The 23,326-nt window shown below is 67.2% G+C and carries 22 protein-coding genes and 1 pseudogene; 11 read left to right on the plus strand and 12 right to left on the minus strand.

Annotated features, from left to right (window positions below; genetic code table 11):
• Window positions 1-281 precede the first annotated feature (281 nt).
• Window positions 282-1,742 (plus strand): amino acid permease, encoded by a 1,461-nt coding sequence (locus ACZYX4_RS08055; protein ID WP_463874996.1) that lies wholly within the window; start codon window positions 282-284, stop codon window positions 1,740-1,742.
• Window positions 1,743-2,675: 933 nt separating this feature from the next.
• Here the strand turns inward: ACZYX4_RS08055 and ACZYX4_RS08060 are convergent.
• A complete protein-coding gene (locus ACZYX4_RS08060) occupies window positions 2,676-2,852 on the minus strand; it encodes a CsbD family protein (RefSeq protein ID WP_463874998.1) in 177 nt (58 codons plus the stop codon).
• 134 nt (window positions 2,853-2,986) lie between these two features.
• Between ACZYX4_RS08060 and ACZYX4_RS08065 the strand changes: the two genes are divergently transcribed.
• The 5 genes from ACZYX4_RS08065 (at window position 2,987) to ACZYX4_RS08085 (ending at window position 7,202) form a co-directional block, all read left to right on the plus strand.
• Window positions 2,987-3,445: an SRPBCC family protein gene (locus ACZYX4_RS08065; RefSeq protein WP_463874999.1), complete on the plus strand. Its 459-nt coding sequence runs from the start codon at window positions 2,987-2,989 to the stop codon at window positions 3,443-3,445.
• Window positions 3,445-4,134: a pentapeptide repeat-containing protein gene (locus ACZYX4_RS08070; protein ID WP_463875000.1), complete on the plus strand. Its 690-nt coding sequence runs from the start codon at window positions 3,445-3,447 to the stop codon at window positions 4,132-4,134. The genes ACZYX4_RS08065 and ACZYX4_RS08070 overlap by 1 nt, the downstream gene beginning before the upstream one ends.
• 145 nt (window positions 4,135-4,279) lie before the next feature.
• On the plus strand, window positions 4,280-5,509 hold the full coding sequence (locus ACZYX4_RS08075; RefSeq protein ID WP_463875001.1) for a thiolase family protein: 1,230 nt from the start codon (window positions 4,280-4,282) through the stop codon (window positions 5,507-5,509).
• Window positions 5,509-6,327 carry an enoyl-CoA hydratase/isomerase family protein gene (locus tag ACZYX4_RS08080; protein ID WP_463875003.1) on the plus strand — a complete coding sequence of 273 codons (819 nt, stop codon included), beginning with the start codon at window positions 5,509-5,511 and terminating at the stop codon, window positions 6,325-6,327. The genes ACZYX4_RS08075 and ACZYX4_RS08080 overlap by 1 nt, the downstream gene beginning before the upstream one ends.
• A 2-nt stretch (window positions 6,328-6,329) precedes the next feature.
• Window positions 6,330-7,202, plus strand: a complete 873-nt coding sequence (locus tag ACZYX4_RS08085) for a 3-hydroxyacyl-CoA dehydrogenase family protein (protein WP_463875004.1) — start codon at window positions 6,330-6,332, stop codon at window positions 7,200-7,202.
• 12 nt (window positions 7,203-7,214) lie between these two features.
• On the opposite strand, the gene ACZYX4_RS08090 is transcribed toward ACZYX4_RS08085, so the two are convergent.
• On the minus strand, window positions 7,215-7,448 hold the full coding sequence (locus ACZYX4_RS08090) for a DUF6480 family protein (RefSeq protein ID WP_463875005.1): 234 nt from the start codon (window positions 7,446-7,448) through the stop codon (window positions 7,215-7,217).
• 27 nt (window positions 7,449-7,475) lie between these two features.
• Window positions 7,476-7,916 (minus strand): SRPBCC family protein, encoded by a 441-nt coding sequence (locus ACZYX4_RS08095; RefSeq protein ID WP_463875006.1) that lies wholly within the window; start codon window positions 7,914-7,916, stop codon window positions 7,476-7,478.
• A 77-nt stretch (window positions 7,917-7,993) separates the two neighbouring features.
• Here ACZYX4_RS08095 and ACZYX4_RS08100 point away from each other — a divergent pair.
• Window positions 7,994-8,257 (plus strand): annotated as a pseudogene (locus tag ACZYX4_RS08100) (GNAT family N-acetyltransferase); the annotation flags it as partial.
• A gap of 39 nt (window positions 8,258-8,296) precedes the next feature.
• Here ACZYX4_RS08100 and ACZYX4_RS08105 read toward each other — a convergent pair.
• Window positions 8,297-9,136, minus strand: coding sequence for an SGNH/GDSL hydrolase family protein (locus tag ACZYX4_RS08105; protein ID WP_463875007.1), 840 nt, complete (start codon window positions 9,134-9,136; stop codon window positions 8,297-8,299).
• A 273-nt stretch (window positions 9,137-9,409) separates the two neighbouring features.
• On the opposite strand from ACZYX4_RS08105, the gene ACZYX4_RS08110 reads away from it, so the two are divergent.
• Window positions 9,410-10,090 carry a tyrosine-protein phosphatase gene (locus ACZYX4_RS08110; protein WP_463875077.1) on the plus strand — a complete coding sequence of 227 codons (681 nt, stop codon included), beginning with the start codon at window positions 9,410-9,412 and terminating at the stop codon, window positions 10,088-10,090.
• 219 nt (window positions 10,091-10,309) lie between these two features.
• Complete coding sequence (locus tag ACZYX4_RS08115) at window positions 10,310-12,505, plus strand: S1 family peptidase (protein WP_463875008.1); 2,196 nt, start codon at window positions 10,310-10,312, stop codon at window positions 12,503-12,505.
• Between the two features lie 6 nt (window positions 12,506-12,511).
• Here the strand turns inward: ACZYX4_RS08115 and ACZYX4_RS08120 are convergent, their stop codons facing one another.
• The 3 genes from ACZYX4_RS08120 to ACZYX4_RS08130 all read right to left on the minus strand — a co-directional run bounded on the left by ACZYX4_RS08120 (window position 12,512) and on the right by ACZYX4_RS08130 (window position 15,302).
• Window positions 12,512-13,720 carry a globin domain-containing protein gene (locus tag ACZYX4_RS08120; RefSeq protein ID WP_463875010.1) on the minus strand — a complete coding sequence of 403 codons (1,209 nt, stop codon included), beginning with the start codon at window positions 13,718-13,720 and terminating at the stop codon, window positions 12,512-12,514.
• 201 nt (window positions 13,721-13,921) lie between these two features.
• Complete coding sequence (locus ACZYX4_RS08125; protein WP_463875011.1) at window positions 13,922-14,644, minus strand: DUF4397 domain-containing protein; 723 nt, start codon at window positions 14,642-14,644, stop codon at window positions 13,922-13,924.
• A gap of 241 nt (window positions 14,645-14,885) precedes the next feature.
• On the minus strand, window positions 14,886-15,302 hold the full coding sequence (locus tag ACZYX4_RS08130) for a PaaI family thioesterase (protein ID WP_463875012.1): 417 nt from the start codon (window positions 15,300-15,302) through the stop codon (window positions 14,886-14,888).
• Between the two features lie 162 nt (window positions 15,303-15,464).
• On the opposite strand from ACZYX4_RS08130, the gene paaZ reads away from it, so the two are divergent.
• Entirely contained in the window at window positions 15,465-17,576 is a 2,112-nt protein-coding gene (gene paaZ / locus ACZYX4_RS08135) for a phenylacetic acid degradation bifunctional protein PaaZ (protein WP_463875013.1), read from the plus strand.
• Window positions 17,577-17,741: 165 nt separating this feature from the next.
• On the opposite strand, the gene ACZYX4_RS08140 is transcribed toward paaZ, so the two are convergent.
• Entirely contained in the window at window positions 17,742-18,920 is a 1,179-nt protein-coding gene (locus ACZYX4_RS08140) for a heparan-alpha-glucosaminide N-acetyltransferase domain-containing protein (protein WP_463875014.1), read from the minus strand.
• Window positions 18,921-19,650: 730 nt separating this feature from the next.
• On the opposite strand from ACZYX4_RS08140, the gene ACZYX4_RS08145 reads away from it, so the two are divergent.
• Window positions 19,651-20,058 (plus strand): VOC family protein, encoded by a 408-nt coding sequence (locus tag ACZYX4_RS08145; protein ID WP_463875015.1) that lies wholly within the window; start codon window positions 19,651-19,653, stop codon window positions 20,056-20,058.
• A gap of 85 nt (window positions 20,059-20,143) precedes the next feature.
• Here the strand turns inward: ACZYX4_RS08145 and ACZYX4_RS08150 are convergent, their stop codons facing one another.
• From ACZYX4_RS08150 to ACZYX4_RS08165, 4 genes are all read right to left on the minus strand, one after another.
• Window positions 20,144-20,749, minus strand: coding sequence for a TetR/AcrR family transcriptional regulator (locus tag ACZYX4_RS08150; RefSeq protein WP_463875016.1), 606 nt, complete (start codon window positions 20,747-20,749; stop codon window positions 20,144-20,146).
• Between the two features lie 84 nt (window positions 20,750-20,833).
• On the minus strand, window positions 20,834-22,162 hold the full coding sequence (locus ACZYX4_RS08155; protein WP_463875017.1) for an AMP-binding protein: 1,329 nt from the start codon (window positions 22,160-22,162) through the stop codon (window positions 20,834-20,836).
• A 16-nt stretch (window positions 22,163-22,178) separates the two neighbouring features.
• Window positions 22,179-22,691 carry a hotdog fold thioesterase gene (locus ACZYX4_RS08160; protein ID WP_463875018.1) on the minus strand — a complete coding sequence of 171 codons (513 nt, stop codon included), beginning with the start codon at window positions 22,689-22,691 and terminating at the stop codon, window positions 22,179-22,181.
• Between the two features lie 251 nt (window positions 22,692-22,942).
• Window positions 22,943-23,251 (minus strand): hypothetical protein, encoded by a 309-nt coding sequence (locus ACZYX4_RS08165; RefSeq protein ID WP_463875019.1) that lies wholly within the window; start codon window positions 23,249-23,251, stop codon window positions 22,943-22,945.
• Window positions 23,252-23,326 lie beyond the last annotated feature (75 nt).

A 23,326-nucleotide genomic window follows, 5' to 3' on the forward strand; every position in this document is an offset into this window, starting at 1 on the left:
GTCGGCGCAACTGATGGATGCGCCGGGACCCGGCGGCCTGAAATCGAACATTATTCGGCAATCCTGCCAGGATGACCTCACTTATTAGGAAATGCAGCCGCAGGGTGTTGCCCGCGTCACGGCAGGGGCTGGAATGCTAGTACGATGGATGAGCCGCGCGAGCTTCGACACTTGTGAGGTTCGGTACACGCTGTGGCCCTCTCAAGGGGCTCTGGCCCGAATTTTGTGTACTTGAATCCACGGTCAATTCCCGGCCAAACTCCGACCAACAAGGAACAGCTGTGCCATCACTTACGCCCACAGAACTTAAGAGCACCACGGAGCAAACCGCCGTCGTCGACTCGACCCTCAGCGCCGAGGGCTACGCCAAATCCCTGAGCGGCCGCCAGGTCACCATGATCGCGATGGGCGGCGCCATCGGCGTCGGCCTCTTCATGGGTGCCGGCGGGCGCCTGGCCTCCACCGGCCCCGCGCTGATCTTCTCCTACGCCATCGCCGGCGTCATCGCGTACCTGCTGATGCGCGCCCTGGGCGAGCTCATCATGTACCGCCAGACGTCGGGCTCCTTCGTCAGCTACGCCGGCGAAATGTTCGGCAAAAAGGGCGCGTATGTGTCCGGCTGGATGTACTTCATCAACTGGGCCATGACCGGCATCGCCGAGCTCATTGCGATCGGGCTGTACTTCCAGTTCTTCTTCCCCAACGTCCCGATCGAGCTGTCCGCCATCGCGGCGCTGCTGCTGCTCGTGGGCGTGAACCTCATGAGTGTCAAGGCGTTCGGCGAATTCGAGTTCTGGGCCTCCGTCCTCAAGGTCGGCGCCATCCTCATCTTCCTGGCTGTGGGCACCTTCATGGTGGTCACCAACGCCCAGGTGGGCGACGGCAACGCCTCGGTCAACAACCTGTTCGCCGCCGAAGGGGGAATGTTCCCCAAGGGTGGGATCGTCATGATCCTGGTACTGAATGCCGTGATCTTCGCGTACAACGGCATTGAGCTCGTCGGCGTCACCGCCGGCGAAATGCAGAACCCGGCCAAGGAAGTGCCCAAGGCCATCCGCGCCGTCGTGTTCCGCATCGTCGTGTTCTACGTCGGCTCCGTGACCCTCCTGGCCATGCTGTTGCCCTCGGACCAGTACGTCGCCGGCACCTCACCGTTCGTCACCGTGTTCGGCCAGATGGGCCTCGGCTGGATGGGCGATGTCATGAACATGATCGTCATCACCGCCGCGCTGTCCTCCTGCAACTCGGGCCTGTACTCCATCGGCCGGGTCTTCCGCACCATGGCCAACAATGGGCATGCTCCGCAGTGGCTGACCAAGATGTCCAAGAGCCACGTGCCGTACGCCGCCATCCTGGCCATCGGCGGCGTCTACCTCGTCGGCATCCTCCTCAACATCTGGCTCGGCGGCTCGCACGCCTTCGACCTGGCGCTGAACTCCGCGTCGATCGGCGTGATGTTCACCTGGGGCGCCATCTTCGCCAGCCAGATCGCACTCCGCAAGACCAAGGGCAAGGTCTCATCCCTGCCCGCGCCCGGCGGAACCTGGACCAGCTGGGCGGGCCTGATTGCCCTGCTGCTCATCACGGTGCTGATCGGTTTCGACACGATGACCAGCAAGACCGGCGAGGTCTTCCACCTCGGCCTCTGGACCCTGGCGACCATCCCGTTCTTCTCGCTCCTGCTGTGGCTTGGCTGGCAGAAGGTCAAGAACAACGAACCGAAGAACGCACTCTTCAACTAACCGCTGCAGGCAAGATCTAAGCGGACGACGACGGCGGGCCTCCAGTGCGGGGCCCGCCATTGTCGGCTTAAGGGGTGTCCTCGCGGGGCCGCAGGGCCGCTAGCCAGCGCCGCGGTCGGGGGACCTGCGCCAACTCTGCGCCTGTATGACGAGGATGGCCGCTGTCCGGGGTGGTTTAGCGGCCATTTGTGGCGAATGGGCGGCTGCGGGCTTCCCGTCGGGCCTTGGCCTCGCCAATTCTGCGCCTGTATGACGAGGATGGCCGCTATCCGGGGTGGTTTAGCGGCCATTCGTGGTGAATGGGCGGGGGCGGGGCTTCCCGTCGGGCCTTGGCCTCGCCAATTCTGCGCCTGTATGACGAGGATGGCCGCTATCCGGGGTGGTTTAGCGGCCATTCGTGGTGAATGGGCGGGGCCGGGCCGGCTGCCGGGGTGGTTTAGCGGCCATTCGTGGTGAATGGGCGGGGCCGGGCCGGCTGCCGGGGTGGTTTAGCGGCCATTCGTGGTGAATGGGCGGGGGCGGGGCTTCCCGTCGGGCCTTGGCCTCGCCAATTCTGCGCCTGTATGACGAGGATGGCCGCTGTCCGGGGTGGTTTAGCGGCCATTCGTGGTGAATGGGCGGGGCCGGGCCGGCTGCCGGGTTGGTTTAGCGGCCATTCGTGGCGAATGGGCGGCTGCGGGCTTCCCGTCGGGCCTTGGCCTCGCCAATTCTGCGCCTGTATGACGAGGATGGCCGCTATCCGGGGTGGTTTAGCGGCCATTCGTGGCGAATGGGCGGGGCCGGGCCGGCTATCCGGGGTGGTTTAGCGGCCATTCGTGGCGAATCGGCGGCCGACGGAACCAAGAACCCCATCCCAAAGCACCAACCCCCGGGCACAAAAAAAGCGGCGGCAGGCATCCCCCAAGGAATGTCCGCCGCCGCGCTTCGTGAGGACTAATCCTTCTTGAAGGTGTCCTTGACGTTCTCGCCGACCTTCTTGGCGTCTGCGACTACCTGGTCCTTCTGGCCCTCGGCGCGCAGTTCGTCGTTGTTCGTGGCGTTGCCAGTAGCTTCCTTGGCCTTGCCGCCGAGGTGCGCTGCTTCGTTCTGAATCTTGTCTCCGATACCCATGGTGCCAACACCTTTCGTTTCCGGTGGAAATTCAACGTCCCCTCACCATAACACAAAGCATGCTTACTAAATCAAGTGGGTGTCCGGTACCGGCCGGATGAAATCAGCGGCGGAGCAGGGCTAGGCTCGATGCCATGGACCACAAAATCAGCCTGACCCGGCATGTCAACGCCCCGGCGGACAAGGTCTGGGCGGTCATTTCCGACGTGCCCGGTTCGGCCGCAACGCTCTCCGGCATCGATGCGATCCAGATGCTCAGCGACGGCCCCTTTGGCGAGGGGACGCGCTGGAAAGAAACCCGGACCATGATGGGCAGGTCGGAAACCGTGGAAATGTGGGTGTCGCAGGCGGACCCGCCCCGGGGCACCACGGTGAAAGCGCTGCAGGGCGGAGCGGACCACACCTCACGCTTCACGCTGGCCGACCGCGACGGCGGCACGGACCTGACACTGACCTTCGGCGCCGAGCTCCGGAATCCCTCCCGGATGAACAAGCTGGCGATGGCACTCTTCGGAAAATTGGGCATGCGCATCACCCGCAAGGCCCTCGCCAGGGACCTGGCAGAAATCGCAGCCAAAGCCGAGGCGCTCTAGTGGCGCGGGGCACAGCGTCCCAGACGCCGAAGGTCAAGGCGCCGAAGGTCACCGCACCGCGGCTCACCCCCGTCCGGCTGGCGGAGCTTCGGGACGACCTCGCCCCGGACTTCCGGACCGGGGAGAGGTACGACGGCGTCCGGTACAGCAGGGCCTCGGCCGACGGGCTGGAACTTGCCGGCGCCGACTTTGCCGAGTGCGACTTCCAGGGCGTGTCCTTCAATGAGACCCAACTGCGCGGCGCCACCTTCCGTGACTGCATCCTGGCCGAGATGTACGCCCCCGTGCTCATGGCGGCCCGGAGCACCCTGCGCGACGTCGAGATCGGCAACCCCCGCTGGGGTTCCGCGGAACTCTACGAAAGCAGCTGGCAGTCCGTCAGGATCGACGGCGGCAAGCTCGACTACCTGAACCTCCGCGGGTCCAGGCTCACAGACGTGCAGATCAGTGACTGCATCATCAGCGAACTGGATCTGGGTTCCTGCGCGGCGACCCGGGTGGCGCTGAAGAACTGCACCATCGGCACCCTCGACGTCGCCGGCGCCAGGCTCAAGGACTTTGACATCCGCGGCACCGACGTCCGTGCCATCAGCGGACTGGAAAGTCTCGCCGGCCTCGTGATCGACGACTACCAGCTCGGCCTGCTGGCCCCGCTCATGGCGAGCCATCTCGGCGTCGTCCTCGCGTAATCCGCAGGGCGTTGATTGACCCCCTTGCCGTGCCGTGTAATCTTTATAGAACGAACGGTCAGTAAATTGGCGCGCCAGCGGGTCGAAGGTGGACGCCGCCGCCGGTGGAGATGACAGAGACGTTTATCGCGTGAAGGGTGTACCCATGGCATCAGCAGCAGCAGGACCACAGGCATTTCTCGTAGGCGGCGCCCGCACTGCGGTGGGCCGTTACGGCGGGGCACTCTCCGCGGTCCGCCCCGATGACCTGGCGGCACTGGTGGTCCGCGAGGCTGTGGCCCGGGCCGGGCTGGACCCCGACAGCATCGACGAGGTCATCCTCGGCAACGCCAACGGCGCCGGCGAGGAAAACCGCAACGTCGCCCGGATGGCCACCGTCCTGGCAGGCCTCCCGCTGCACATCCCCGGCATCACCGTGAACCGGCTCTGTTCCTCCGGTCTGAGCGCCATCATCATGGCCAGCCACATGATCAAGTCCGGGGCCGCGGACATCGTCATCGCCGGCGGCGTCGAATCCATGAGCCGCGCCCCCTGGGTCCAGGAGAAGCCGCAGACCGCCTTCGCGAAGCCGGGGCAGATCTTCGACACCTCCATCGGCTGGCGCTTCGTGAACCCGCTGTTCCAGAAGGGCGAGCTTTCCCGCGGCGGGAAGATGACCTACTCCATGCCGGAAACGGCCGAGGAGGTCGCCCGCGTGGACGGCATCACCCGCGAGGACGCCGACGCGTTCGCCGTCCGCTCCCACGAACTCTCCCTCGCGGCCATTGCCGCCGGCCGCTTCGCCGACGAAATCGTCCCGGTCACGGTCAAGACCCGCAAGGGTGAAACCGTCGTCGACACCGATGAGGGCCCGCGCGCCGGCACCACCATGGACGTCCTCGCAGCCCTCCGCCCCGTCGTCGCCGGCGGCTCGGTGGTCACGGCCGGAAACTCCTCCACCCTCAACGACGGCGCCTCCGCCATCATCGTTGCCTCCGAATCCGCCATCGAACGGCTCGGCCTCACGCCGCGCGCCCGGATCATCGACGGCGCCTCCGCCGGCTGTGAACCCGAAATCATGGGCATCGGCCCCGTCCCGGCCACCCGGAAGGTGCTCGCGCGGACCGGTCTCAGCGTCGGCGACATCGGCGCTGTCGAACTCAATGAAGCCTTTGCCACCCAGTCGCTCGCGACCATGCGCCGGCTCGGCCTGGACCCCGGGATCGTGAACCGCGACGGCGGCGCGATCTCCCTGGGGCACCCGCTGGGTTCGTCCGGCTCACGGCTCGCGATCACCCTGCTGGGCCGGATGGAGCGCGAGGATGCCCGGATCGGCCTCGCCACCATGTGCATCGGTGTGGGCCAGGGCACCGCGATGCTGCTGGAGCGGGTGTAGTGGCGGCCGCCGCGACGGGTCTGGACCCGCAGGATTTCCGCACGCTGCTGATCGAGGAGCGCGGGGACCGGCTGGTGGTGCTCCTCAACCGGCCCGAGGTCCGCAACGCGATTGACCAGCAGATGGTCGACGAACTGCACGCCGTCTGCGCCGCGCTGGAGCAGACCCCGAAGGTGCTCATCATCGCCGGCACGGAGGGGGTCTTCGCCTCCGGGGCGGATATCGGCCAGTTGCGCGAACGCCGCCGCGACGATGCCCTGCAGGGCATCAACTCCACCATTTTTGTGCGGATCGCCAAGCTGCCGATGCCCGTCATCGCGGCCCTGGACGGTTTCTGCCTGGGCGGCGGCGCCGAACTCGCATACGCCGCGGACTTCCGGATCGGCACACCGTCGGTTCGGATCGGCAACCCGGAAACCGGCCTGGGCATCCTCGCCGCGGCTGGTGCGAGCTGGCGGCTGAAGGAGCTCGTGGGGGAGCCGGTGGCCAAGGAAATCCTGCTGGCCGGCACCGTGCTGCGCGCCGACCGGGCCCTCGCCGTGAACCTCATCACCGAGATCCACGAGGCACCCGAGCTGATGGCGGCGGCCCACGCCCTGGCCGACAGGATTGCCGGCCAGGATCCCCTCGCGGTCAGGATCACCAAGTCGGTGTTCCACGCGCCTGCCGAGGCGCACCCCCTGATCGACCAGCTGGCCCAGGGAATCCTCTTTGAATCCCAGGCCAAGTTCGACCGCATGCAGGCTTTCCTCGATCGAAAGTCTGAAAAGAAGTCAGCCAAGAAGTCCGAGCAGGATCCAGACCGGAAGAAGAACTGAAGATGAGCAACTCCGTACTTCCCGCGAACCTTCCCGCCACCGTCGGGGTCCTGGGCGGCGGCCGGATGGGCGCCGGCATCGCGCACGCCTTTCTGGTCAACGGTGCCAACGTCCTCGTCGTCGAGCGCGACGAGGCGTCGGCAGAAGCTGCCCGTGAGCGGGTGGAATCGGCGGCAGCCAAAAGCATTGAGCGCGGCGCCACGGACGGCAACCTGGACGAGATGGTCTCGCGGCTCGCGGTCACCGTGGACTACGACGATTTCAAGGACCGCCAGCTGGTCATCGAGGCCGTCCCCGAGGACTGGGACCTGAAGGTTACCTCGCTGCGGGGGATCGAGGAACGGCTGGCCGAGGACGCCTACCTCGCTTCCAACACCTCTTCCATCTCCGTCGACGCGCTGGCCCGCGAGCTGGCGCGCCCGCAGAACTTCCTGGGCCTGCACTTCTTCAACCCGGTGCCGGCGTCCACCCTGATCGAGGTCGTCCTCGGCGAGCACACCTCGGAGCAGCTGGCCCAGGCGGCCCGCGGCTGGGTCGAGGCGCTGGGCAAGACCGCCGTCGTCGTCAATGACGCCCCCGGCTTCGCGTCCTCACGGCTGGGCGTCGCGATTGCCCTCGAGGCGATGCGCATGGTGGAAGAGGGCGTGGCGTCCGCGGAGGACATCGACAACGCCATGGTCCTGGGCTACAAGCACCCCACCGGACCCCTGCGGACCACCGACATTGTGGGACTGGATGTCCGCCTCGGGATTGCCGAATACCTCGCCTCCACCCTCGGCGAGCGCTTCGCCCCGCCGCAGATCCTGCGTGACAAGGTGGCCCGCGGCGAACTCGGGCGCAAGTCCGGCAAGGGCTTCTTCGACTGGACCGCCTAGGTTCCAGGGACGTTAGTTGAGGATCCCGACGATGGATCCGACAAAGAAGAGCATCACCAGAAGCACCACCACGGCGATCATGATGATCCATATGTACTGGGCGAAGCCCCGGTCCTCGGGGATCCGCGGCCCCTGCGGTCCCACCGAGGTCCCCTCCGCCGGTGGTGTTTCACCGGGCGGCACGCCGCCGCCCGGTTCGAGACCGGTGAGCTTGTTCTCCAGGGGATCCGGATTCTGAGATGTCATGGTTTTCTCCTGTTCAACACAGCGCCGCTACAGCGATGCCTGGGAGTCGAGGGTCTTTTTCATTCCGTCCATGGCGGGGCCGGCGAGGGAGTTGAACGCCGGCCGGATAAACGGCTCGGCGGCCTTGAGCCAGCCCCTGAGCTGGAACTCCGCCGTGTAATCCACCTTGGAGCCCGTTCCGGACGGAGACACCTGGATGGTGTCCACGGAGATGAGCGACTTGTTCTCGCCCCGCAGCGTGATGCGGTTTGCCGTCAGTTCGATCACCTCGTAGGTCAGCGACTGGCGCTTGCCCCGGAACTCGGCTTCGGCGTGGTACCGGTGCCCGACGGCCACCGGCCCCGCGGAGAGCTTGTCCACCACAGGGGTTCCGGGATCCCATTCCGGGGTGTGCTCGAACGCTGACAAGTAGTCGAAGGCCCTGCCGGGCTCAAGGACGGACTGGACGGTGCCGGTAACTGTGATCATGGATCCAGCCTAACCAGCACGCCCGCAATGGCAATGGACCAGGGCCCGGACAGTGCACACTTGCCCGTGATCGCTTCCGCGACGGCGGACTGTGGCACCTCTGGTACACCAGTGTGCCCGCCCCGGAGCAGATGGCCGCCGAAATTGGACGGCGGCTCGCGCTTCAGGCGCAAGGGTCGATGCTGCCCTTCACCACACGGCTGATTGACCCCGCCACCGGAGGGCCGGGCCCGGTGATCGGCATGACCACGTACATGAACATCGACGCCGCCACGCCCCGGGTGGAGATCGGCTCCACCTGGAACGCGGCGTCCGCGCACGGCAGCGGCAGCAACCCGGACTGAGCGACCCAAAGCCGGGCTAAGCGGCATGAAGCGGCGCTAGCGGGCCGAATACGCCCCGGCCCTGCTCATCGCTTCGTAGTACGCTTTGTAGCCCTCAGCGTTCGGGTGGAAGTTGTCGGGGCTGCCCAGGTTGGCAAGGTCGAGGTTGATCCAAGGGTCCAACGAGTTGATGCCGTGGCCGGAGAAGTCGGCCCGGACGTCGACGTACTGTGCTCCGGTGGCCCCTGCAGCGGCGGCAATGGACCCGTTCAGCCCGTCAACCAGCAGAGTGGCCTTGTAGATGAACACGGACATCGGATCGGCCGGATTCAAGGGGACCGGATCGTAGAGGTACGGGTAGCCGGTCACCACAATCTCGGCGTTGGGCGCGGCGGCCTGGACGGTCTGAATCATTGCGATCACGTCGCCGGCCAGTTTCTGGCTGGAGATCTCGCCCACAGCGAAGTCGCTGGCAGCGTCACACGCCGGAGCGGCCGTGGGGTCGACCATGGCCGCGCCGCAGGCGATGAAGATATCCCCGACCTTGAGGTTATTGCCGCCGGCCGTGATGGTCACCAGCTCCGTGCTCTTGTTCAGCTGGCGCAGCTGCATGTTCACGACGTCCTGGGTCGTCTTGCCGCTGCAGGCCGCGTTGCGGATCAGCTTGATGGCTTTGACGTCAGCCGCGAGTTCGGAATAGGTGTTCTCGCTGCGGTAACAAATGTCATCCTGGTACGGTCCCGCTCCCTGCCCGGCGGCGTAGGAGTCTCCGAGTGCGATGTATTTGGTTTTGTCCCCGGCCTGGGCCGGGACCGCCGCGAGGCCGGCCGCCATGGCCAGGGTGGCGAGACCGGCAGCCAACGCCGTTCGCCGGCGTCGAAGATTCAGAGTTCCCATGGTGTTCCCCTCAGTATCACGCTGGTTCAGCGTCCCCTGCCGTGATGAGGTGTCAGTTCCGGCGGCCGGCGAGCTGAAAAGAGCCCGGCGGCTACCGGGATCAACGCCACCCTACGCGGAAGCCTGACCCCCGCACCATGCCAATGCACCCGTTGTGGAAACATTTCGTGAATCCTGCCCGTGGATTGGCGGCGACACCTGTGCTTAGCTGTCAAGATGACGAATCCTGCCGCGCCCGGTGGCCCAGCCACAGGGCGGACGCTGCCCGGGGCCATGGACTGGGACGGGGCGGTGAACGCCTGGCACGTCGGAGGCAGTGTGTTCCGGATGGGACGCCGCGAGTGGCTCACCGACGCGGGCTGGCGGCAGGCGCACGACGGCGGCATCCGGACGGTGATTGATCTCCGCAACCCGGACGAGATCCGCCGCCGCGAGACCGATCCGCGGGTGAGCGCCGAGATCCTGGCGGCGTTCGACATCGTGCACGCACCCACTGAGGACCCCGGCAACATCGAGTTCCGCGGGCTTTGCGTTCCCTACCTGAACGATCCGGCGAGATACGCGGACAATGCCCGGATCTTCCCGGAGAAGCTCGCCGGGGTGTTCAAGGCTGTCGCGGAGGCGCGCGGCGGCGTCGTGATCCACTGCTCGGCCGGCCGGGACCGCAGCGGTATGATCGCGGCCATGCTCCAGGACCTCGCCGGGGAGGGTGAGGACGCCATTGCCGGGGGCTACGAGCGGGCTGTGCGGGGCATCAACGAACACCATCGCGTGTCGGTTGTCCCGCATCCGCATGAGCGGTATCTGCCCGAGGAGGTTCTCGCGCCGCTGCTTGAAACGCGGGTGGAGAGCCTGCTGAGGTTTGTGCGTCAGGTGAAGACCGGGGAGTTCCTGCGCCACAATGGGGTCACGGACCCGGAGGCGACTGCCATTCTGGCCAAAATGGGGCGTTAGAGTAACCGGGTGAAGACACGGAAGTATCACCTGACAGTGCGGGCGGTGGCGGCTGCGGCCCTCGCGCTCGCGGGCTCGTTCCACGCCGTTCCTGCGTTGGCCGAAGCCGGGGGACCGGAGCCCGTTTCTGCAGCTTCGCTGGCGGTTCCGGCTGCCACCACGGCTCCGGTTCAGTCGACGACGGCGGGTGGCGCGGGGGCTAATGGGGCGGGAGTTCCCGTGACAGCACCGGCAGTGGGTCCCGAAGTGGCGCCCCCGGCAATCAGCGACACCGGACTCGCGGAAGCCGTGCGGCGGGACCTGGGCATGACGCTTGCGGAGTTCAACGCTGCGGGCCAGCTGGGCAGGACCGCCGCCGACGCCCTCCCGTCCCTGCAAGAGCTCCCCGGTTACCTGGGGATTCGCCTCCAGGACGGCCAAATCCTCATCGAAGGCAGCGGTGCCGAGCTTCAGGCCCGGGTAGATGAACTGAACGGGTCCGGAGGCGCGGCAGTGTTCGTCCTCGTGCTGCCGGCAGCTGACGCCTCCATTACTCCGGCCGTTGAGCCTTCGACGCCTCCGGCCACTGCACCCTATGCGGCTCCCGCCGCGGCACCCTCGGCTGCTGAGCTGCTCGCGACCAGCACCGAGCAGTTGTTCCAGGCCTACGTCCGCGAGGTGGGGCCGGCCGGACTGCAGGCCGTGGCCTACGCCGGGGAGAACTTCATAATCCGCACCGGCGGGACAAACACAGCCGAAGCCGGCTTGACCCAGGCCCCGGACCAGCAAGCAACCCCCGCCCCCGAGCCCGCATCCACGGCGCCCGGGAAGACCTCCCCGGCTGACTTCGTGGGCCGGTACGCCAACGTCGAGCTGGAGCAGGGGTCCCCGGTCACCACCGAAGCGGACGTCTTTGGCGGGGAGGGCTTCGCCGTTGACCGGCGGACCATCTGCTCGACGGGATTTGGCGCGTTCAATGCAGCGGGACTTCCGGTCGTGCTGACGGCCGGGCACTGCGCCGAGGACGGCACGGCACGGATCGCCGAACTGGAGCCGCCGACCTCCGCCACGGCAGGCGGATCGTCACCCCTGCCCCGCACGCTCGCGCCGCTCGGCAGCTTCGGCTTCAGCCAGTTCGGCGGACTCAATAACTCGCCGGTTCTGGACCCCCAATGGGAACCGGGCGATCCGGGAGACCCCGGGAACGTGGGCACGGACATCGCCGTCATTGACGGGCTCGACGGCGGAATCGCCCTGCAGCCGGCCGCGAGCACCTGGGCCGACGCGGCGAACCCGGGCGCCACCGCGGTGAAAATCATCGGCATGGTTGCCCCGTTCCAGGGCCAGGAAGTGTGCCGCTCCGGGCGGACCGATGGTTGGTCCTGCGGCCAGGTGGAGGAGACCGGCATCTATGTGGTGGGCGGACGAACCCCCGCAGCCGCGGACCTGCGCGCTTTCCGAGGCTTCCTGTCCAAGAACGTCCAGTCCCGCGGGGGCGACTCCGGTGGGCCCTGGATCAGCGGCAACTTTGCCGTCGGTTCCCATTCGGCCGGCGAGACGGCCGGGGATAACTTCGCCATCGCCACCACCCTCGAGGACGCCCTCACCAAGATCCCGACCGCCGTTCAGCTCCAGCTGTTTCTGAACAAGCCCGAGCTCGTGGCGCCGGAGGACCTGACCGTCCTGGCGGGCCAACGCATCACGGGCCGGGTCCCGGCCGCTCCGGCGTCGGCCGTGGCCGCCGGCTCGAAAGTCCGCCTCACTTTTGACAAGACTGACAAGCAAACGGTGGACGTGCCGGTCGACGCCAACGGAAACTGGGCTTTCCCCGCCCCCGAGAGCAACGGCCCACTGAGGTTCACGGCGGAGACGGTGAACGGATTCAGCAGCTCCGGGGGCGTTTCCCTGGTGGTCGAGGTCTCAGACCTGGCCGCACCGGTGATCATCTCACCCGCCGAGGGCGCGGCGCTGAACACCGTCACGCGCCTCGATGGCACCGGAACCCCCGGGCTCACGGTGAAACTTACGGGCGACATCAGCGGGACCGCAGTCGTCGCGGACGACGGCCAGTGGACCATTCCCATCGATGGAGCCGAACCCGGCCGATTCACCATCCGCGCCGTCCAAACATCCCCCGGCAAGGCGGACAGCCCTTCCGTCACGCGGAACTTCTCCATTGACGTCCCTGTCGTTGCACCCGTTGCCCCGGCCGAGCCCGTAGCGCCGGCGGTACCGGCAGCCCCGGCGAATCCGGCGGCGACCGGGATCACGGTGCTTCCGGCCGGCGCGAGCCAGCAGCCGGTTCTCCCGGCCGCCTCCGCTCAGCTGCCGGACACCGGCGCCGGTCCGGTACTCCCGACGGCGGGACTTGCCGGCGGCGCGATCCTCCTGGGCGGAGTCCTGCTGGCCGCCACACGGCGCCGGGCCGTCAGCTAGCTGCCGCTACTGGAAGTCAGCGAGCCACAGGTCCGGGCCGAACACCTCGTATTGGATGTCCTTCGCCGGCACCCCGCCGGCCACCAGCGCGCTCCGGACGGACTTCAGGAACGGCAGGGGGCCGCAGAGGTAATACTCAGCGTCGTCGGGGAGCTCCACCGCTCCGACGTCCATAAAGCCGGAGAACTCTGATCCGGACGCCGTCCCTCCCACGCTGGGATTCAGGAACCACGTCTTCAGCGTCCCGTCCGGCAGGGCCGCCAGATCCTCCCTGACCTGCCCCCGCAGCGGGAAGGACTCCTCGCTGTCATCGGCGTGCAGCAGTATCACCTGCCGCTGCATCCCTGACTTGACGAGGTGCGAGAGCATGCCGGCCATCGGCGTGATCCCGATCCCCGCGCTGGCCAGCACCAGGGGCCGGTCGGTGTACTCCAGCACCACGTCGCCGAAGGGTGCGGAGAGCACCACCTCGTCGCCCACCTGCACCTCGTTGTGCAGCAGCGTGGACATCTCGCCGTCGGGAGTGCCGAGTCCGTGGACCCGCTTCACCGCGAACTGGCGGTGCTGCCCGTCGTCGGCCTTCGTCAGGCTGTATTGCCTGGGCTGGTGGACGCCGTCGTGCATAACCATCTTGATGGTGACGTACTGCCCCGGCAGGGAGGGCTTGACCTCGCGCTCATCAACCCGCTCCACGACGAACCTGACGACGTCGGCCGTCTCCTGGATCCGCTGGGCCACCCGCCAGGTCCGCCAGATCGTGTCAGGGGTGAGGTGCACCGCATTGTACAGCCCGCGTTCCTTGTTGATGAGCATGTGCGCCATCAGCCAGTAGACCTCGTCCCAGGCTGCGGCGACCTCGGGTGTGACGGCATCCCCCAGCACGTCCACGATCGCCCACATGAGATGGTCATGGACGATCTGGTACTGGTCCGGCCTCAGCCCCAGCGAGACGTGCTTGTGGGCGACCCGTGACAGAAGGTGGTCCGGGACCTGGTCCACGTTGTCCACGAGCAGCCCGGCGAACGCCGCGATGGAACCGGCGAGTGCCTGCTGCTGGCGGCCGTCCGCCTGGTTTCCCCGGTTGAAAAGCCCGTCCAGGAGGTCCGGCCGCGCCTCGAACATGTGTTGGTAGAAGCGCTTGGCGATCTCCTCGATGTGTTCGCCGACGACGGGCAGCGTTGCCTTGATGACGGGAAGTGAGGTGTCTGAGAGCATGGTGGATCCCTTCCGGTGGAACCGGTTTTACCCGGCAGTGTCGGGTGAATCAGCACTTCCAAGCTAACAGTCCGGGTCCGGGGCCTTCCGGGTCCATTGGCCCTACAGCAACGGGCGGGATGGGTGTAGGCCTGACCAGCAGCGCATCCCGGGCCGGATGCGCTGCTGGGCAGGCATTCTATTCAGGACCGGGCCGACGGCTCAGCGGCCATGACGGTCGTGGCCACGCGGTTTGGAGTCGACCACCTGGACCGCAACGTCGAGGGTGCCGTCCTCCAGGCTGCCCCACGCGTACACAATCGTGTTCTGGCCCTCCGTGACCGGAATATCCGCCGGGCCGATCAGGGGCTCGGTGGTGCCGGCGGCCGCAACCGAGGCGGATACCGTGCCGGCCTCCAGCGTCAGCACCTCCTGCTCGGGGTTCTCCAGGTTCTCGATGACCGGGGTGTCGCCGGCAAGGACGTCGACGGCGGGCGCCGCCGCCACGTGCCGGACCGTCAGCTTGCCCTCGCCCTCAGGGCTGGCCTTGATGTTGTTCTTGAACAGGGTGGCAGTGGGATCCCCGGAGGCATCCAGGTGCGCCACGGCGGTGTAGTTCCGGCCCTCCTTGAGATGGACCTTGACCGGGCCGATCACCGCGTCGTCGGCGCTGGTGGCATCGGAGGCCGTGATGGCGATTTTGTAGCTGCCGCCGTCGAGCTCCAACGGGCCCGCGAGGGTGCCGGGCTCGAAGTCGTCCAGGGTGAGCTCGCCGTCCACCCACACATCCACGGTGAGGCCGGGTACGCCGTGCAGGACGGAAAGGAGGGCATCGTCGCCGTGGTGATTGCCGCCGTCGTGATTCCCGCCGGCCTGGGCCGGGGCGGCGAAAGTGAGCGCCGCCAGCATGGACAGGGCCCCGGCAGCATAAACGGATTTGCGCATTTCAAACTCCTCATTGAGTGCCCGGATCCGGGCGGTGATTTGCTTACACCCGTTACTACCGGCAGGGGCCCGCGTTTGGATGCAGCCGGTCGGAACTTTGCTGGCCCGGGGCACGCCGGGATTCGCCGGGATTCGCGGGGAGCGCCGGGGCGGGGGTCGCCGGAACTTTACGGCGACTCCGCAGCTCTGGGGCGAACTCGGCGGTCTCGCCCCGGCGGGCAGGCCTCCCCTGGACCTGCACTCAGCCCTTGCGGTCCAGCAGCAGGTTGGTGATCCGCAGGGTGCAGAGCCGTTCGCCGGCGGCGTTGGTGATCAGCACCTCGTGGGTGGTCACGGTGCCGCCGAGGTGGATCGGGGTCGCGGTGATCGTGATGAGTCCCCCGCGGGCGGACTTGTGGTGGGTGGCGGAGACGTCAACCCCGACGGCGGTCTTGCCCAGGGTGCTGGCATGGATGACCGCGGCCCAGGAGCCCACCGCTTCCCCGACGGCCAGCGAGGCGCCGCCGTGCAGCAGCCCGAAGGACTGCCGGTTGCCCTCCACCGGCATGGTCGCCACAACCCGTTCAACCGATTCCTCAACGATCTTCACGCCCATCTTTACGTCGAGCTCGCCGAGGGTGATCTTCCACAGCTCGGTACTGCGGGGCTCGGGCGTCATAACGTCTCCTCTGTGGCCGGAAATCCAGGGGTTCCGGCGGGTCAGTGCCGCCGCAGCTAGTGTGCGGCAGGCCTCATTCATGTACTGTAGACATATTACCGAACGGACGGTCAGTAATGCTGGCCGTGTTGATCTTGCCCCTGTTGGAAGGACCCGTCAACGATGACCACCACTGCAACTGCTCCGGAACCCACAGTAGACACTGTCGAGATCGTTCCCAGCTTCATCCGGGATTCCTGGTGGACCCCCGACGCCGGCTCCGCAGCCGGCGCCGCGTCCGTCCTGGACGCCAGCACCGGTGAACTCCTCGCCAAGGTCAGCACCGCGGGGCTCGACCTCGCCGCCGTCGTGGACTACGGACGCACCACCGGCCAGGCGGAACTCGGCAAGCTGACCTTCCACCAGCGCGCGCTGAAGCTCAAGGAGCTCGCGCAGTACCTGAACGGCCGCCGCGAGGAGTTCTACGCGCTCTCCGCCCAGACCGGCGCCACCAAGATCGACTCGATGGTCGACATCGACGGCGGCATCGGCGTGCTCTTCACCTTCGGCTCCAAGGGCCGGCGCGAACTCCCCAACGCCCAGGTGATTGTGGACGGGCCCATGGAGGTGCTCTCCAAGGACGGCTCCTTCGCCGGCGAGCACATCTACACCCGCATCCCCGGCGTTGCCGTGCAGATCAATGCCTTCAACTTCCCGGTGTGGGGCATGCTCGAGAAGCTGGCCCCCGCGTTCATCGCCGGCGTGCCCACAATCGTCAAGCCCGCCACCCCCACCGGCTACGTCACCGCCGCCGTGGTCAAGGCGATCATCGAATCCGGCATCCTGCCCAAGGGCTCGCTGCAGCTGATTTCCGGCTCGGTCCGCACCCTGCTGGACCACCTCGACTACCGCGACATCGTGGCCTTCACCGGCTCCGCAACCACCGCCAACACGCTCAAGTCCCACGCCAACGTGGTCAAGGGCGGGGTCCGCTTCACCTCGGAAACCGACTCCCTGAACGCCTCGATCCTGGGCCCGGACGCCGTCAAGGGCACCCCGGAATTCGACGCCTTCATCAAGTCCCTTGTCACCGAGATGACCGCCAAGGCCGGCCAGAAGTGCACCTCGATCCGGCGGGCCATCGTGCCGCAGGAACTGGTGCAGGACGTCATCACCGCCGTGGGGGAGCGGATCCAGCAGCGCATCGTCCTCGGTGACCCGCGCGCCGAGGGCGTCAACATGGGCGCCCTGGCGTCCCGGGAACAGCTCGCCGATGTCCGGGCCGCCGTCCAGTCCATGCTCGACGCCGGCGGCGAACTCGCGTACGGCACCCTCGATTCGCCGAAGGTCACCAGCGCGGACGGCACGGTCGGCGTCGTCGACGACGGCGCGTTTATGTCCCCGGTGCTGCTGAGCTGGGCAGATCCGGAAGCCGACGAGGTCCACTCGCTGGAGGCCTTCGGCCCGGTCTCCTCGGTGATCGGCTACACGGACCTGGCCGACGCCGTCCGCCTCGCCGCCCGCGGCGGCGGCTCGCTCGTCGCCTCGGTCTGCACGAATGACCCCGACGTCGCCCGCGAACTCGTCACCGGCATCGCCGCGCACCACGGCCGTGTGCACATGCTCAACCGCGAGGACGCCCGCAGCTCCACCGGCCACGGCTCACCCGTCCCGCACTTGGTCCACGGCGGTCCGGGCCGCGCCGGCGGCGGCGAGGAACTCGGCGGCATCCGCTCCGTGCTGCACCACATGCAGCGCACCGCCATCCAGGGCTCGCCGAACATGCTGACCGCGGTCACCGGCGTCTGGCACACCGGCGCCGACCGCAACTTCACGCTCGAGACCGAGGGCCAGCACCCGTTCCGGAAGCACCTGAGCACCCTGCACATCGGGGATGCGATCCGCTCCGGGCTGCGCGAAGTGACCCTGGACGAGATCACGAAGTTCGCCAACTCCACCGGCGACACCTTCTACGCCCACACCAACCAGGAGGCAGCCGCGGCCAACCCGTTCTTCCCGGGCATCGTGGCCCACGGCTACCTGCTGCTGGCCTGGGGCGCCGGGCTGTTCGTGGAGCCCGCGCCGGGCCCGGTGCTGGCGAATTACGGCCTGGAGAGCCTGCGTTTCGTCACTCCGGTGGCCGCGGGCGACTCCATCCGGGTCACCCTGACCGCCAAGAAGATCACCCCGCGCGAGACCGACGAGTACGGCGAGGTGGCCTGGGACGCCGTCCTGACCAACCAGAACGACGAAATCGTGGCCACCTACGACGTCCTCACCCTCGTGGAGAAATAACCCTGCCCGGCGCTGACACCCTTGCCCGGCGCTGACACCCTTGCCCGGCGCTGACACCCCTGCCCGGCGCAGACACCCCTGCCGCCGAGCCCTCGAGGTGAGACTTGGCGCCCATTGTCCACGCGGACATGGGCGCGAAGTCTCACCTCGACGCGTATCTTCCCTTTACTTGGAAGTGGGACCTGCGGCCAGGACACGGTTCCGGGTCCGTCCGGTCGCTGCGGCGATGAGGCGTTCCAGCGGTCCCCGTCCCCATGATTTCTGCCAGAGGACGGCGAACACGAGCGCGGCGGCCACCTGGATACCCCAGGAGAGATAGGGCAGGTCCGCCAGGAAACCGCTGGCAAGGACCAGGAGATGGGTCGAGTAGAGGGTCAGGGTCATGGTGCCGGCGGCCGCCAGGGGCGTGAGGACACCGGAGATGGCAGGAGCGGCCAGCAACACGGCTCCGAGGACGGCCAGGGATATTCCGATGGTGAGGAGGAAATCGAGGGGCGTGGTGGAATGTGGTGCCACGATCGTCAGCCACCACCAGGAAGTCGTCGGCAGGCTGGGGTCGGGTCCCCAGATGAGAATGTCGTTGATGGTTTCGGCGGAGAGTGCGGGGGTTGCTGCCGTGATGGCCTTCAGCCCGCCCAGTGGCCCCAGGGCAAGGACTGAGGCCAGCCAGGCGCCCACGGCCAGGGCGGCCCCGCCGATCAGCAGCCGGACCTGGATCCGGGCCTCCATGAGGTCCAGGCGTCCCACAGCCAAGCCGGCGCAGATATAGGCCATCCACGGCAGTGCCGGGTAGGCCCCGGTGAGCAGCATTTGGCTGGAAAACGCGGCGGGATCGGCAATGGCCGTGGAAAACGTGGGGTCGGACCCCGGCATGGGAAGCCGGTCCTGCAGGGCCTGCATGATGACAGGACTGTATAGCGCGAAGGCCAGAGCCGCGGCAGCCGCCAGAGGGAAGGAGAACCCCAGCAACGGGATCGCCAGAAGGAACATCACGCCGTAATAAGCCAGGATGATGTAGGCGGGCATATCGAAGTACGCGATGGTCAGACCGAGTCCGAGGATGAGCAGCCCGCGGACAGCAAGGGAAGCCCTCGCCGCGGTGAGGGGACGCCCCCGCAGCGGCTGCCGGCCGCCGGAGGTGAGGGCCAGTGTGACCCCGGCCAGGACCGCAAAGAGCGCCGCCGATTTGCCGGCGAACAGCGACCAGCTGAGCGTGGGTTGGAAGTCCTCCGTCCAGGCAGGCAGCACGTGGACGGCCATCATCCCGATCAGGGCGATGCCACGGACCGCATCCAGGCCCATGAGGCGCCGCTTGGTTTGAGTCCCGCCGGTTGCCTGCGCCACGGAGTCTGAGCCTGCCGGCGTGCTGGGCCCGGGCATGCTGGGCCCTGGCGTGCTGGGCCCGGGCACGGAAAACTCCCCGCCAGTGCTGGAGCGATCGGATGCATCCAAAGAGCTTCTCCCAAGAAGGTGTAGACGAAAATATGCACGTCGTGCCCGATAACCGGTGCAGGGTCCAGCTCACCAGCACGTGCTGTGCCTGCATGCTGGGAAACCTGTGGATTGGCTGTGGAAGCCGCAGCCCGTGGCTGCGGACGGACAGCCCTGCCGGCTCACCCAAGGGCCGCCGCGTAGCCCCGCCATCTATTCCTGTCCTGTTCGGGCAGGTCTTCCCAAAGCAGGGCCGGGGGCATAAAGAGACCGGCCAGACAGCGGGACCGTTCCGCATAAAGCTCCCGGCCGGGATCGCGCTGCAGTGCAACAGACGGTTGGCAGTACCCCGTCGTTGCCGGCTCCAGAGGGAGGCCGGCAGCGGCGGGAATATGTTCCAAAGTACGCACTTTCACTCCTTCAAGTCGGTCCATCAGCTCCAGATACTTCATATCCTCCGCGGGTCGGCTGTGGGGGCGCTCTGGCCTTGCTGTGGAGGGGCTGTGCAAGCAGCGGCGCCCGAAGGGTTCCTTGGGCAGTGCCCTGACGGCGTCCGCCAGCGTTACCGGAGCTCCGGGGCCGATATTTCCAGGCTCTTTCCGCCCCGGACCGGCGTAAAATCATGTTCGTAGGAGGTGGCGAAATGACCCTAGTTCTCAACAAGGCCACAACGGTCCTGCCAGTCGATGATGTCGAGCGCGCCCACCGCTTCTATGCGGACACCCTGGGCCTGCCTCACCGTGGAGTGACAGACGACGGAAGCGACCTGTTCGGCAGCGACGGCGGCCCCATGCTGCAGTTGATGCCCGTCAGGGACGGAAAACATTCCGAGCACACGACCCTGAGTTTTGAAGTCTCCGAGATCGAGCGGACCGTCCAGGAAATGGAGTCCAAGGGCGTCCAGTTCCAGGACTACGACCTGCCGGACCTCAAGACGGAAAAGCACATTTGTACAACGGATTCGGAGAAGTGCGCATGGTTCATGGACACCGAGCACAACATCCTCTGCGTCCACGAGAACATCACCGCGCCGGCTGATTACCAGCTCTAGCCGGCAGCCGCACCCGCGTAAGGAACAGCGCCTCGGCCTCTGCCGGGGCGCTGTTCCGTGCCGCGGGAGGGCGCGGGGGGGCGGACTACTGCGGGACGTGGAGGCCGTGGAAGGCCATGGTGATGACGTCGTCGGCCAGCTTCTCGGGGGAAAGGGAGCCGCCGGGCTTGTACCACTCGACGATGGAGTTGATGGTGCCGAAGAGCAGCCGGGTCACGGTGCGGGGGTCGATGTCCTGGCGGAGTGACCCCTCGTCGCGGGCGGCGGAAATCAGGGCCGCCACCTTGTGGTCGAAGGTGCGACGTCGTTCCATCGCGTCGCGCTCCATCTCGGTGTTGCCCCGGAGCCGCAGCAGCAGGGTGACGAACGGAAGCCGCTCCACCAGCACCGAGATGGTCTCGCGGAGGACGAACTCCAGCCGGGCCTCGGCGGAGCCGGTCTGGGCCTGCGGCTGGTCCAGGATGCCCTCAAGGCCGCCCAGGGCGTGGTCCAGGGCGAGCTTCAGGAGATCGCCCTTGGACGGCACGTGGTGGTAGATGGCTGACTTTGAGATGCCCAGGTTCTCAGCGAGGATGCCCATGGACGTGGCGTCGTAGCCGTGGCGGTTGAAGACGTCGACAGCGATCACCAGGACCGACTGCTGGTCATAACCGGGTCGGCCGCGTTTGGTGGTGGCTGCTGTTGTGGGCATACTCGCTAGTTTCTCACGATCAGGAGATCAGTCAGCCCGCCGGGCGGCCGCCCGGGCCGGCCCGGCGGGCTGGACACGATGTGCTCAGGCCTTGGGACGCATGTCGTAGATCCGGCGGAGCTTGCCGTTGGACCGCTCCAGGGAGCCGGGTTCGACGACGTCGACGGCGCAGGAGGAGCCGACGTGGATCTTGATCTGCTGCGTCAGGACCTTGGCCGCGGCCGCGCCGCCCTCGATCGTGACGGACTCGCGGCGTTCAATCTTGACGGTCATCTGGTCCATCCGATGGCCCTCGGGGCGGGTGAGCTCGAGCTGGAAGTGCGGGCTCAGCTCGGGGATGCGCAGCGCGATCTCCTCGATCTGCGAGGGGAACAGGTTCACGCCGCGCAGGATGATCATGTCATCGCTGCGGCCGGTGATGCGGCCCATGCGGCGGTGCGCGGGGCGGGCCGTGCCGGGCAGCAGCCGGGTGAGGTCCTTGGTGCGGTACCGGATGATGGGCAGCGCTTCCTTGGTGAGCGAGGTGAAGACCAGCTCGCCGGGTTCGCCGTCGCCCAGGACCACGGAGGGGTCGAAGGCGTCGATGATTTCGGGGCGGAAGTGGTCCTCCCAGATGTGGCTGCCGTCCTGGGTTTCCACGGCCTCGCCGGCGACGCCGGGCCCCATGACCTCGGAGAGACCGTAGATGTCGCAGGCCTTGATGTTCATGGTCACTTCGAGCTCGTGGCGCATCTCCTCGGTCCACGGCTCGGCACCCAGCACGGCGAACTTGAGCGAGGTGGAGGCCGGGTCGATGCCCTGCTTCATCATCGCGTCGGCGATGGTCAGCAGGTAGGTCGGGGTGGCCAGGATCGCGTCGGGCTTGAAGTCCTGGATGAGGGTGATCTGGCGTTCGGTCTGGCCGCCCGAGATCGGGATGACCGTGCAGCCGAGCGCCTCGGCGCCGGCGTGGGCGCCCATGCCGCCGGTGAACAGGCCGTAGCCGTAGGCGTTGTGGACCTTCATGCCGGGACGGACGCCGGAGGCGCGCAGCGAGCGTGCCACGAGCTTGGCCCAGTCGGCGAGGTCCTTCTTGGTGTACCCGACGACGGTGGCGCGGCCCGTGGTGCCGGAGCTCGCGTGGATGCGGGCCACCTCGTGCTGCGGCACGGCGAACATGCCGAAGGGGTACTCCAGGCGGAGGTCTTCCTTGGTGGTGAAGGGGAACTTGCCCAGGTCGGAGAGCTCGCGCAGGTCGGTGGGGTGGATGCCGGCCTCATCGAACTTGCGCTTGTACAGGGGCACACGGTCGTAGGCGTAAGCCACGGTGTGCTGCAGGCGGCTGAGCTGCAAGGCCTCAAGCTCGTCGCGGGAAATGGTTTCTTCGCGGTCCAGGACAGCATCACTGGTGGCTGCGACGGTTTCTTGGGTCATCTGGGGTTCCCTGCTTCTATTTCTTGGAGATGGTGCGGCTGCGGCCGCGGAACTCGGCGACGAGTTCGCCCGGGAGGATGTCGGTGGGGAGTCCGCCCGGGACCGTGGCGGCGGGGGAGGGCGCTGTGTGCGGCGCGGTGCCCGCGACGGGATCCGCGGCGTAGATCTGGATGTCGTAGAGGCCGCTGCGTCCGGTGCTGGCGCGGCGGTTGGCGACGGCGGTCAGCACCTGGCCGCGGAAGGCCGGCTTGAGGAAGTTGATGTCGACGCCGGACGCCACAGTGATGTTGCCCTCGTCAGCCGGGCTCGGGTGGGTCTGGTTGCAGGCCAGCGCGAAAGCAGTGTCGCCGAAGGCGAAGATCATTCCGCCGTGGGCCATGCCGAATCCATTGAGCATTTCCTGCCGGAGCGTCATGCGGATCGTGGCATGTCCGTCGTCCAGTGCCACAACCTCGATGCCCATCCACTCCGAGGCGTAGTCGTCTTTAAGGATGGGGTGGGTGCCACCGGTAATCGTCAGTTCAGCCATGCGTCGTTGCCTCCAGCTTTATTTACCGAATGTTCATTAGGTAATCCCATTTAGGGGCCTTCTGTCAAGAGCTGGCGGCCGCATGAAGGTCTGGGGGGACACGGCGAAGCGTCCGGAAAACGCTGCGAAACGCTCGGAAACGAGCCGCAAACCACGGGAAGCGCGGCCCGGTAAGGCCGCCCGCCGGCCCGGTAAGGCCGCCCGCGCGGCCCGTCAGCCCGCCCGTCGAACCGGCCGGCGAAGTCCGGGGGTCAGTTCCGTTCGAAGGTCAGGGACCAGGGTTCGCTTCCGCGGCCGGTCTGGGTCCAGCCGTCTTCCCGGATGTCTCTGACGAGTTCCTCCAGGCTGCGGGTCATGCCCGGGGCCCATGTCTCTTCCGGCGGAACCGGCGAGACCGGCGTCGGGGACATGAAAGTGGAGCTCGAATAGCGGACCTCGTCGGCCACCCGCCCGACGAACCGGAGCTGCGTGCTCCCCGTCTGGGACGAGAGGGTGGTGAGTAGGCGGGCCCACCAGGCTGTGCCGCCGATGTCCTGCAGTTCAATATGAAGCGTTTCCACGAGGTCCTCCGCTCGGCGCTGGTCCCCCTCACACTGGCTGGCGGGGCGCCGGCCGGGCAAGGGGCCAAGGTCCTG

The organism is Pseudarthrobacter leeuwenhoeki, assembly GCF_055412885.1.